The organism is Mycobacterium sp. 3519A, assembly GCF_900240945.1.
Taxonomy (GTDB): domain Bacteria; phylum Actinomycetota; class Actinomycetes; order Mycobacteriales; family Mycobacteriaceae; genus Mycobacterium.
Genome location: NZ_OESG01000014.1, coordinates 768,220 through 780,254 on the forward strand (window position 1 = coordinate 768,220; position 12,035 = coordinate 780,254).

At 67.0% G+C, this 12,035-nt stretch carries 6 protein-coding genes; 2 read left to right on the forward strand and 4 right to left on the reverse strand.

Translation table 11 applies throughout. The features are described from left to right. Window positions 1-18 precede the first annotated feature (18 nt). A complete protein-coding gene (locus C1A30_RS24805; protein WP_101950981.1) occupies window positions 19-2,415 on the reverse strand; it encodes a DUF6049 family protein in 2,397 nt (798 codons plus the stop codon). Then, window positions 2,412-3,170, reverse strand: a complete 759-nt coding sequence (locus C1A30_RS24810; protein WP_101950982.1) for an NUDIX hydrolase — start codon at window positions 3,168-3,170, stop codon at window positions 2,412-2,414. Before C1A30_RS24810 ends, C1A30_RS24805 begins: the two co-directional genes overlap by 4 nt. 109 nt (window positions 3,171-3,279) lie before the next feature. Between C1A30_RS24810 and C1A30_RS24815 the strand changes: the two genes are divergently transcribed. Then, on the forward strand, window positions 3,280-4,728 hold the full coding sequence (locus C1A30_RS24815; protein ID WP_101950983.1) for a CCA tRNA nucleotidyltransferase: 1,449 nt from the start codon (window positions 3,280-3,282) through the stop codon (window positions 4,726-4,728). A 6-nt stretch (window positions 4,729-4,734) separates the two neighbouring features. Beyond that, on the forward strand, window positions 4,735-5,223 hold the full coding sequence (locus C1A30_RS24820; protein WP_101950984.1) for a pullulanase: 489 nt from the start codon (window positions 4,735-4,737) through the stop codon (window positions 5,221-5,223). On the opposite strand, the gene C1A30_RS24825 is transcribed toward C1A30_RS24820, so the two are convergent. Together C1A30_RS24825 and C1A30_RS24830 are read right to left on the reverse strand one after the other, a co-directional pair. Continuing rightward, window positions 5,218-8,529 (reverse strand): adenylate/guanylate cyclase domain-containing protein, encoded by a 3,312-nt coding sequence (locus tag C1A30_RS24825; protein WP_101950985.1) that lies wholly within the window; start codon window positions 8,527-8,529, stop codon window positions 5,218-5,220. The genes C1A30_RS24820 and C1A30_RS24825 overlap by 6 nt on opposite strands. 37 nt (window positions 8,530-8,566) lie before the next feature. Continuing rightward, complete coding sequence (locus C1A30_RS24830; protein ID WP_101950986.1) at window positions 8,567-11,911, reverse strand: AAA family ATPase; 3,345 nt, start codon at window positions 11,909-11,911, stop codon at window positions 8,567-8,569. Window positions 11,912-12,035: the final 124 nt, after the last annotated feature.

A 12,035-nucleotide genomic window follows, 5' to 3' on the forward strand; every position in this document is an offset into this window, starting at 1 on the left:
GGGGGCCGCCGATGGTGCTCACGTGTCCCCACCCGAGGAGCGGCTGACCGCGGGCGGCGGCGATTCGTCGACGTCGTCGGTATAGGCGATCGCGACGTCGATCGGATCGGGCCGGTCGAGGTCGGCGCGGTCGGGTTGACCCCGCCACCGGTGCCACAGCCGGCGGCTGACCAGCAGCGCCAGCACCGCCCCGCCGGTCAGCGTGATGAAGAACAGCACCTTGCCGTAGGCGTTGGAGTGCACCGAGAGCCGCACCGGCTCACCAAGCGGCAGGCCGTCGGCGGTGCGCAGCGCGACGTCCACCGCGACGCGCTGGGTGAAGTGCACCTCGATCGGCACCTTCAGGGGCAGGAAGCCGGGCGGCAGCACGATCTCGCCCATATCGGTCACCGTCATCCCGGGCGGCGCGTCGATCTGCAGCCGGACCCGGATCGGCACCGGCAGGTCGTTGCGCAGCGCCAGCGGCAGCGGACTGTGCTCGGTGGCCAGGGTGTAGGAGCCGCCGGGGTTGACGATCGTGACCGCCCCGAACAGGTCGTCGACGGTGCGGCCGACGGTCGTCAGCCGCTGCTGCGCCAGCCCGTTGCGGGCATCCGGCGGCACCGACTGGCTCAGCGCCCGCAGCAGGTCCTCCCGCAGCGGCGCCGTGTACTGCGGGCCGGTCAGCCCGGTGCGCTCGTCGGTGGTCAAGGCGCCCGTCAACCCCCACAGCCGCCCGGTCGCGGCGGCGATGCCCGAGACGACACCGTCGTCGAACCGGCCGCGCGGATTGCCGAGGTCACCGTCGGGCATCGGGGCGAGGTCGTCGGGGGCGATGGTGTTGGTCTCGCTGATCACCGCCGTCAACGGCCGCGGCACCGCCAGGCCGGCGTGGATGGCCGATGCGACGGCGGTGAGGATCGCCTGCGCGTCGTCGGGGGACAGGTTCCACGTCAGCGGCGGGGTCAGCAGTTGGGAGCGCGGTTCGGTGTCGGGGTGAAGACCACGCCACAACAGGGAACCCAGCGCGTCCTGGCGGCGGGCCACCTGCGAGTCGTGCTTGACCGGAATGTCAAGCGACGGATCGAGATACGACGGCGACGCCGGATCCGTCCCGGCTCCAGCGAGTGCGGCCCCGACCATCGGGTCGAACGGCGCGACGGCCACTTGAGGGGTGTACCGCACCGGCTGCACGTCGGCTGTCGAGGGCTCGCCGGTGGCGGAGTCTTGCGCGGGGCTGTTGGCCGCGCCGATCGCGACGGTCGGGCCCTGCGCTGAAAGCAACTCGACGGCGGGCCGGGTCAGCGGTCCGTCGCCAACGAGCGTCGCGCCGCGCGTCGTGGCGACGCCGAGGATCTGATCGACGATGTCGGCGGCGCCCTTGGTGGCGATCGTGCTCAGGCCTGGGTCGTCGACCCGCTGGAGTGCGTCGAGGTCGGCCTGCGCATAGGTGGTCGACGCCACGCACATGCGCTGGGCCAGCGCCTTGAGCCGGTTGAGCCACGCGACCGCGGCCGCCTGGCCTGCGCCGGGATGCGTCGGCGTGCCGGGGCCCGCGTCCGGTGCGTCGTTGACGACGTAGCCGCCCGTCATCGCGTTGACGGTGACCAGCAGATCGGGGTCGACGGCAAGGCACATGGCGTTGCGCACCTCGCCGCCGGGGTCGACGGGCGGGCTGGTGGCGAACTCGACGGCCGACAGCAGGATGTCCAGCCGCCCGCCGGGCGCCAGCGACGTCGCGAGGTCGTCGTCGATCAACCGCACCGGTGTGGTGCCGCCTGGCGCGCCCGCGGCCAGCCGGGGCTTGTCGGCCAACGGCCAGAACATGGTCAACCGGACCGGTTTGGAGGTGTCGGGTGGCACCACCGCCGTCACCGCGTCGGCCGGGGTCTCGGCGGCGGGCTCGGGCGGAACGCCGAGCACAGGAAGCAGGAAGCGGGCGTCGTCGAGCCGGGCGGGTTCGCCGTAGTCGGGGGTGCCGTTGACGTTGACCATGACCGGGTACACGCCGGGTTTGTCGATCTGCAGCGACGGCAGCTCCGCGGACCGCAGTGGATAGCTCAGTGTGAACGGAACAGCTTGTCCGCGAACCAATTCCGGCGCCAGCGTGATGAAATCGGCGACGGGTTCGTATTGGTCGACGTTGCCCGTCAGATTGGTGCGCAGCCCGGCCGACGAGGTCACCGCGGCGGCGTGCTCGAGGCGCACCACCACATCGCGGACCGGCCGATCGCCGACATTGGCGACCGATCCGGTGACGGTGACCAACGGCTCGCTGGTGGTGGTGACGACCTCGGGGGTGATGCGGTCGATGCGGATCTGAAGGAACGGCGCCGCGCCCGGCTCAGCCGCGGCGGCGCGCGGGAATGCGATCGGGCTGGCGATGAGCGTCAGCAGCGCCAGGGCGGCGAGCAGTCGCGCCAGCACCACTGTCACGGCCCTTGTCCGCACCCGTTCGTCCGGCGAGATGGCTGTTCGTCGGGACGGCGGTTGCGGGTGTGCGAGTGCGTCTGGGCGCGCCTGCGCGGTGAGGTCCGCGGCAGTGGCGGCAATGCGGCTGGCCCATCCGCATGCAACTTGTCGATCAGCTCACCGGCGACCTCGGCGAGCCGTCGTTCGTCGGCGTAGGCCAGCCGCGAGGGCAACTCCCGCAGCGGCACCCACGCCACCTCGCTGACCTCGACGTCTTCGTCGGACAGTTCACCGCCGAGGAACCGCATCAAATAGTGGTGCACGGTCTTGTGCACGCGGCGCCCCTCGGTGACGAACCAGTAGTCGATGCTGCCGAGCGCGGCCAGCACGCTGCCCTGGATACCGGTCTCCTCGGCGACTTCCCGGATAGCGGTCTGTTCTGCGGTCTCACCCAGTTCGATGTGGCCCTTGGGCAGTGACCACAGCATGCGGCCCCGCCGGTCGATGCGCCCGATCAGCGCCGCGACCTGGGTCTCCTTCGGGCCATCGATGCCGTCGATCACCAGCCCGCCCGCCGAGGTTTCGTGCACGGTGCGCAGCCGGTCGGTGGGCCGGCGCGGACGGGATTTCTGCGGTTTGGCCTGACCGTTGGTCTGATCCTGCTTACTCGACAGTGCTTTGGCGTTGCGGTGTTCGGTCGATTCGGGCGGGCCTGCCGCGCGTCGGCCGCGGCGCCTCCCCCGGCGCCGTCGTGGTTTGGCCTGCTCGCCGTCCGACACCTAAGCGATGGTAGCTGCCATGAAGTTTCGGCCCCGCCGCACTCACCGGTCGTGACTGACCCGTTGCACATTCGCGGCCTGTGGCACCGTCAGATTAGGGTTATCGAACGTGCCCGAATCTGCTGCTGATGCCGAACTGCTGGCCGGCGCCGCCAAGGCGTTGAACCGCCACAGCGCACTGCTGAGCGAACTGGGCGCAATCTTCGCTGACGCCGGCCACGAGTTGTATCTCGTCGGCGGCAGCGTGCGCGATGCGCTGTTGGGTCGGCTCGACAGCGACCTGGATTTCACCACCGACGCGCGGCCCGAGCAGATGCAGAAGTTGCTCCGCTCGTGGGCCGACGCGCTATGGGACACCGGCATCGAGTTCGGCACCCTCGGCGTCGGCAAGAACGGCCTGCGGCTGGAACTGACCACGTTTCGCGCCGACTCCTACGATCAGGTGTCGCGCAACCCGGAGGTGCGGTTCGGCGACCGACTCGAGGACGATCTGGTTCGCCGCGACTTCACCGTCAACGCGATGGCCGTGCGCATCACGCCGACCGGGCCCGCCGAATTCCTCGATCCCCTCGGCGGTTTGGCGGCGCTCAGGGACAAGGTGCTCGACACCCCCTCGCGACCGGAGGTGTCCTTCGGCGACGACCCGCTGCGGATGCTGCGGGCCGCGCGGTTCGTCTCGCAACTCGGCTTCACCGTCGCGCCGCGGGTGCTGACCGCATTGCTCGAGATGGCGCCGCAATTGAGCCGCATCACGGTCGAGCGCGTCGCCGCGGAACTGGACAAGCTGCTGCTCGGGGCCGACCCGGTCGCGGGCATCGATCTGATGGTGCAGACCGGTCTCGGCGACGTGGTGCTGCCCGAGGTGGGCGGTATGCGGATGGCCATCGACGAACATCATCAGCACAAGGACGTCTACTGGCATTCGCTGACGGTCTTGCGGCAAGCTATCGCCCTCGAGGATGACGGGCCGGATCTGGTGCTGCGGTGGGCGGCGCTGCTGCACGACATCGGCAAGCCGGCCACCCGCAAGCACGAGGCCGACGGAGGCGTCAGCTTCCACCACCACGAGGTCGTCGGCGCCAAGATGGTGCGCAAGCGGATGCGGGCGCTGCGCTACTCCAAGCAGATGGTCGACGACGTGTCCCAGCTGGTGTACCTGCACCTGCGCTTCCACGGATACGGCGACGGCAAGTGGACCGACTCGGCGGTGCGCCGATACGTCACCGACGCGGGTCCGCTGCTTTCCAGGCTGCACAAGCTGGTGCGCGCCGACTGCACCACCCGCAACAAGCGGCGCGCGGCGCGGCTACAGGCCAACTACGACAACCTGGAGCGCCGCATCGAGGAGTTGGCCGCCAAGGAGGATCTCGCGCGGGTGCGGCCCGACCTCGACGGCAACGAGATCATGAAGATCCTCGGCATACCCGCAGGCCCCGAAGTGGGGGAGGCGTGGCGGTATCTGAAGGAGCTGCGACTGGACCGCGGGCCGTTGAGCCATGACGAGGCGGTTGACGAGTTGACCAAGTGGTGGAACGCGCGAGGCGGCCGCGACGTCTGATCAATCGTGGAGTACTGCCTTGGCGATCCGGACGGCTCGGCGACCATGTGGACTGCCGACCCGAATGTCGATATCGACGGCGATGGCGCGCTGGACGCGGTCGGGCTGGATTTCGACGGCGACGGCGTGATCGACGACGCGATGGCCGACCTGGACGGCGACGGGCTGGCCGAACACATGGTCCGCGACCACGACGCGCAGGCCGCGTTCTTCACCGACGACGGCACCGGCACCTGGGCGGTCAGCGTCGACAGGGCCGGCCAATTGCGGTGGTTCGGCCTCGACGGCATCGAGCACACAGGCGGACCCATGGTCGATGTCGACGGTGACGGACAACTCGACGACCGGCTGTCGGATATCGACGGCGACGGGTTGGCGGATCGCGCCCTCTCCGGCGACGTGGCATATGTGGACACCGATGGTGACGGCAACTGGGACGTCAAGCTCGCCGATTCCGACGGCGACGGCAGGGCCGACGCGGCCAGCCAGCTATAGCTGATCGAGAAGCGCCTTCGCATCGATCAAATCGGCGGTGTCGAAGCCCTCGGTGAACCAGTCGTAGACGGGCGCCAGCAGCGCGCGAGCATCGTCGATTCGGTTCTGCTGCAACCACAGCCGGGCGAGGCTGATCGCCGCGCGCAGCTCGAAGGACTTCGCCCGCCGCTCCCGTGCGGCGGTCAAGGCGTGACGGAAGCACGGTTCGGCTTGTGCGGGATCGTGTGTGCTACCGAACAACAGCTCGCCTTTGACCCGATGCGCCTCGGCCTCATAGAGATGTTCGGAATTGCGCCGCGCCCAGCCAAGCGCCTCCTCTGCAGCCGCCAGTCCCTCGTCGAACTGTTCGAGTTGAAGATGTGCATCGGCCAACAGCGCATAGAACCATGGCCACACCGCGCCGATATTGGCCGCCCTGCGTCGTGACATCGCTTCGCGGATGTCCGCGATCCCCGAGGGCACGTCACCCTCTTGTGCGGTCGCCCACCCACGGGGGAGAAGGCACCACAACCACACCGCGTCCAGACCATGTTCGGCGGATATCGCGAGCGCCTCCTCGGCCTGAGTGCGTGCGCTCACGGTGTCGCGCCGCAGTTGCGAAAGCTGAGCGGCGAACAGAAGTGTTATCGCAATGCTGTACGGATGGGCGAGCGCTCGGGCGTGCGCGATCGTCCGTTCCATGGTCTGCACCGCCAGGGCCGGGTAGCCAAGGGCCCAGTGCGCGAGCGCGCTGACATATCCACAGACGACTCCGGAATCCTGGCTGTAGCGCATCAGGCAGATACGGTGCTGGTCGGGATGGTAGAGCGCCAAACCCGCACGGCTGTGCTCGAGGGCGTCCGCGAAATCGCCTTGCCACCATGCGGTATAGGCCAGCATCCGGTGTCCGACGGCGAGTACCAGCGGATCGCCTTGCGGCTGTGCCAACTCGAGGAATTCCTCGGCCAAGGCCCTGGCCTCGCGCAGCTTACCGTGCACCATCTGCCCGTACCCGAAACCGGCCAACGCCGGGAATAGTTCAGGAGTGCTGCCCCCACGGCGCGCCAACTCGAGCGCCTTGGCGTGAATGTCCTCGACGGCCTGGGGTCCGCGAATGAAACTCACAGCCGGGGCCAGGACTAGCTGAAGAGACAGTTCCAGTTGGGCGTGTTGCGGTGTATCAGGAAGCGCGGCAAGCAATTCCAGTCCGCGGCTCGCATGGCTGGCCGCCTCGTGGTTCGCATACCGTTGCAGTGCGCGCTGTGCTGCGATCTGCCAGTAGGGAATGGCTTGTTCCGTCAACCCGGCTTCCGTGTAATGGTGCGCCAGCAGTTCGGGCCGCGTCTGAACCGTCGCGGGGAAGCGAGATGCCAGCACGTCGGCGACGCGATGATGATGCTGTTGGCGGGCGCTCTTCAACAGCGACTGATAAGCGGACTCCTGCACGAGCGCGTGCTTGAAGCGGTAGGTCGCCTCAGGCGGCTCACCGTGTTGGTAGAAGAACTCGGCCGCGACCAGTCGCTCGAGACCATCACGCAGGGCATCGTCGTCCAGTGGCGAAACCGCCTGCAGCAGTTGATAACTGAACTCGCGGCCGAGGACCGCGCCCAGTTGCGCCAATCCTTTGACCGGCGCCAGCCGGTCGAGGCGAGCCATCAACGAGTCCTGCAGGGTGTTCGGGATCGCCAGTGGCGGGAGCGGACCCATCAGTGCGTAGCGGCCCACGCGTTCTTCGAGCATGCCCGACTCCAACAGCATCTTTGTGAGTTCCTCGATGAACAACGGCACCCCGTCGGTCTTGGCGACCACCTCCGAGACGACCTGCGGCGGTAGCGATTTCCCTCGCGCCACCTGGTGAGCCAATTCGACCGAGGCGTCGCTGGGCAGGCGGTTGAGATCGACCACACTGACGTTGGGGGCGTCACGCCACGGCGGTGAGAAGTCGGGACGGCAGGTGAACACCGCCATGATCGGCGCGGCGACGATCGCATCGACCACCATGGACAAGTAATCCAGGGTCGTCGGATCGATCCAGTGCAGATCTTCGACGATCAGCATCACCGGCTGTTTCTGTGCCCTGCGGAGCGGAATCGCCGTCAGGGCGCGCAGGGTTTCCAGCTTCTGTTGATCTGCGGGTAGGTCTGGTGACACATAGTCGGCGCCGAGCGGAATCGAGAGCAGGGAGCAGAACAGCGGAACCGTCTCCGGCAGCGAGAAGCCGCTTTCGACCAGGAAGCCCTCCAGCTTGGTCAGCTTCTGTGCCGGCGAGTCATCGCGTCCGAAGCGCAACACGATCCGCTCCATCAGATCGATCACGGGATAGAACGCGGTGTGTTGGTAGTACGGCGAGCACTGCATATGCGTGAACCAAGCTTGTCGGGACGACGCGTAGTCCGTCAGTTCCTTGACCAACCGCGACTTGCCGATGCCCGCCTCACCGGTGATCACGACCACCTGGCCGTGGCCGTCGACCACCTGACCCCAGATCTGCTCGACCAGCGCAACCTCGGCGTCCCGGCCCACCAGCGGGGTGAGCCCGGTGGTGGCGAGCGCCTCCAGTCGGGTTCGCGCTGTGCTTTCGTAGAGCACCCGATACACCTGAAGCGGGGCGGAAATCCCTTTGAGCGGTGGCGTGCCCAGGGACTCGTATGCGAACAGTCCACCGAGTATCTGGTGCGTGGTGGTCCCGATCACCAGTGTGTTCGGTTCGGCGACCGCCTCGAGTCTGGCCGCGATGTTCGGTGTGTCGCCGACGACCATGTCCTCCTGACCGGTCCCGCCGACTTCTTCGCCGACGACGACCAGTCCGGTGTGGCAGCCGATCCGCACCGCGAGTGACACCCCGTACTTTTCGGAAAGGGCGGGGTTGAGCTGCCCGACGGCGTCGATGATGCCGAGACCGGCGCGGACAGCGCGCTGCGCGTCGTCTTCGTGGGCATGGGGATAACCGAAGTAGACGAGTAGGCCGTCACCGAGGTACTGAGCGATGTGGCCGTCGAAGCGGGCGATCACCTTCGCGCATGCGTCGTAGTAGGACGTGACGATCTCGCGCCATTCCTCAGGATCGAACTGACTGGCCAACGACGTCGATCCGACGAGGTCGCAGAAAAACATGGTCAGCTGGCGCCGTTCGCCGTGATGTTCGGCGGTCCAGACCAGCCCCTGCCCCTCCTCGGTGACGCCGGGGTGGGCGAACAGCAATTCGGTCCGCAGCGCGTCCAGTCGCGCGTCGTCGAGGCCGAAGTGCTCCTTCAAAGCGCGGTAAGACACGCGGCCACGGCTGCGCAGAAGTTCGACCATCTCATCGAACACCGCGTAAAAGTCCACGACGTGCCCCCCGGCGTGCCTCGCTCGAAACGAAGCGTTAGTTCAATGGTGCGTCATGACGGCTATGCGAATCGAGCTCATCGACGAAATGCTTTACGTCGCAAAGGTCTGCGGTGTCGAAGCCTTCGGTGAACCACGCATGAATCGGCGTCAGCAGCGCGTGCGCGTCCTCTCGCCGGCCGACCTGCCGCCACAACCGGGCCAGTCCCATCGCGGCACGCAGTTCCCAAAATTTGGCATGCTGGCCGCGCGCAACGGCCAGCGCCTTCTCGAAACAGCTCTCAGCGTGGGCGTGGGCCCGGTGCCTGAGTAGTAGCTCGCCTTTGATCCGGTGTATCTCGGCTTCGTAGAGGCGCTCGTCATTGCGCTCCACCCACCCGAGCCCCTCTTCCACCGAGGTCAGCCCGTCGTCGATCTGCCCCGCCCAGCATTGCGTCTCGGCCAGCAGCGCGAAATACCAGGGCCACACCGCTCCCATGCCTATCGACGCTCGGCGATGCATCGACTCACGGATGTCAGCGATCCCCGCACCGAAGTCGCCGCGATAAGCGGCGGCCCAGCCCCGCGGTAGAAGACACCACAGTTCCAGCGCGGGAAGGCCGTGCTCCGCTGCCAGCGCCAGAGCCTCCTGCGCGCGCGCCGTCGCCGGTTCGGGCTCGCGACGAAGCTGATGCAGTTGGGCGAGGAAGAGAAGCGAGATTCCGACGCTGTTCGGATTGTGCAGTTCACGGGCGTGCGCGAGCGTGGCTTCCATCGCCTGGATCGCCTGAATCGGGTAGCCCAGCATCCACTTGCTGAGCGCGGCGAGATATCCCGAGACGATGCCGTGGTCCTGGTCGTAGGGCAGGAAACCGGTGCTGTGCTGCTGCGGGTTGTACAACGCCAAGGACTGACCGCTGTGGTCGCGCACGTTGACGAGGTCACCCTGCCACCACGCGGTGTAGGCGAGCATCGAGTGTCCGACAGCGAGGATGAGCGGATCGTCGTGTCGCTGGGCCAGCTGCAGGAATTCCTCTGAAAGGGCCCGCGCTTCGTGCATGTGTCCGAGCACCATCTTGGAGTGCGCCAGGCCGGAAAGCGCCGGAAAGAGTTCCAGTGCGCTGCCGACCTCTCGCGCCAGTTCGCAGGCTCGCGCGAAGACGTGCTCGACCGATTGCGGACCAGTCACAAAGCCGGACGCGCCTCCCAGCGTGAGTTGCAGGGACAGTTCGTGCTTGGCGAGATCGGGCGTTTCAGGCAGGGTGCTGAGCAACTCCAAGCCGCGGGCCGCATGACTCGCGGCTTCGCGGTTGGCGGAGCGTTGCAGTGCTCGTCGGCCGGCAATCTGCCAGTACACGATCGCCTGTGCGGCAAGGCCGGCCTCGGTGTAATGGTGGGCCAACAGCTCGGGTTGAGACTCGACCGTCTCGGGAAACGCCGACTCCAGTGTGTTGGCGATGCGTTGATGGTGTTGCTGCCGCGTGCTCTTGAGCAGCGACTGGTACGCCGCGTCCTGAATCAGCGCGTGCTTGAAACGATAGGCCGCCTCGGGAGGTATGCCGTCCTGGTGCAGAAACTCCGAGGTGACCAACTGCTCGAGGCCGTGCCGCAAGTCCCGGTGGTCCCACGGCGAAACTGCTTGTAGCAGTGAGTAATTGAATTCTCGCCCCAGCGTCGCGCACAGTTGCGCCAACCCTTTGACCGGCGCCAGCCGGTCGAGCCGCGCCATCAGCGAGTCTTGCAGCGTGCTGGGAATGGCCAGTGGCGGCAGCAGTCCGGTCAACACGTAGTGATCGCGGCGCTCCTCGAGCAGCCCCGATTCGAGCAGCATCTTGGTGAGCTCCTCGATGAACAGCGGAACGCCGTCGGTCTTCGCCACCACTTCTGCCTGCACCTGCAGGGGAAGTGACTTACCTTGCGCTACTTGTCGACTCAACTCAGCGGCGGCGTCGCCAGGCAGGCGGCGCAGCTCCATCACGGCGACGTCGGGGTGCTCGGTCCACGGTGACTCGAAATCAGGGCGGGTGGTGAAAAGGGCCAGGATCGGTGCCGCGCGGATTTCGTCGGCGAGCATGCGCAAGTACTCCAGCGTCGACGGGTCGATCCAGTGCAGGTCTTCGACGATGAGCATCACCGGCTGCTTCTCAGCCCTGCGCAAGGGGATGGTCAGCAACGCCCGCATCGTCTGCTGCTTGAGCTGTTCTCCAGACATCTCCAGCGAAACATATTCAGCGCCAAGTGGAATCGACAGCAGCGAGGAGAACAGCGGCACAGTCTCGGCCAACGGCAGGCCGCTTTCGACGAGCAAGCCCTCCAACTTGCGCTGTTTCTGCGTGGGTGTCTCGTCGCGCCCGAAACGCAGGACGATCCGCTCCAACAGGTCGATCACCGGGTAGAACGCGGTGTGCTGGTAGTACGGGGAACACTGCAGGTGCGTGAACCACGCCTGCTCGCGGGCGGCGTGCTCGGTCAGCGCCTTCACCAACCGGGATTTGCCGATGCCGGCCTCGCCGGTCACCAACACGACCTGGCCCTGACCGGTTCTGACTTCCTGCCAAGCCTTTTCGAGTAGCTGCAGTTCGGACTGCCGCCCGATCAGCGGTGTCAGGCCCGTATCCGCGAGCGCATCCAAGCGGGTTCGTGCGGTGCTCTCGTACATCACCCGGTAGGCCTCGACCGGGGTGTCGACCCCCTTGAGCCGCGGGGCACCCAGCGGCTCGCACGCGAACACGCCGCCGAGCAGTTGGTGCGTCAAGCCGCCGATCACCAACGTGTTCGGCTCGGCGAGGGCCTGCAGACGGGCCGCGATGTTCGGGGTGTCGCCGAGCACCATGTCGTCGTGGCCGGTGCCGCCCACTTCGTCGCCGACCACCACCAGCCCGGTGTGGCAGCCCAACCGAACGGCGAGCGAAACGCCGCGTTTCTCCGACAGCACGGCGTTGAGCCTGCCCACCGCGTCGATGATGCCCAGGCCCGCCCTGACCGCGCGCTGAGCGTCGTCTTCGTGGGCGCGGGGATAGCCGAAGTAGATCAACAGGCCGTCGCCGAGGTACTGGGCGATGTGTCCCTCGAAGCGGGCGATCACCTTGCCGCAGGTGTCGTAGTAGGCGGCGATGATCTCGCGCCAGTCCTCTGGATCGAACCGGCCGGCCAGCGTCGTCGACCCGACCAGGTCGCAGAAGCACACAGTCAGCTGTCGACGCTCTCCGCGGCGTCCGACGGTCCACCCCAGCCCGTGTTCGTCCGCGCGGACTTCGTCCGGGTAGGCATAGAGCAACTCGCTGCGCAGCGCGTCGACTCGCTCGTCGTCGACGCCGAAGTGTTCCTTGAGGGCGCGGTAGGACACCCGGCCCCGGCTCCGCAGCAGTGCCACCGTCTCGTCGAGCACCGCGTAGAAATCCATGTGTTCCCCCGCTCCGAGAAGCGTCAGGTCAATGGTGCGACAGGTCGCTGGCGGGTAGTGGGCACCTGACACAAATTGCGCTCAGGGTCGTTGAAAGGTGAAATTCACAGCCCTGCGCGCAAAT

Excerpts from the sequence above, each read along its gene's own strand:
- C1A30_RS24830 (WP_101950986.1), bottom strand. The coding sequence starts at position 11,911 with ATGGATTTCTACGCGGTGCTCGACGAGACGGTGGCACTGCTGCGGAGC.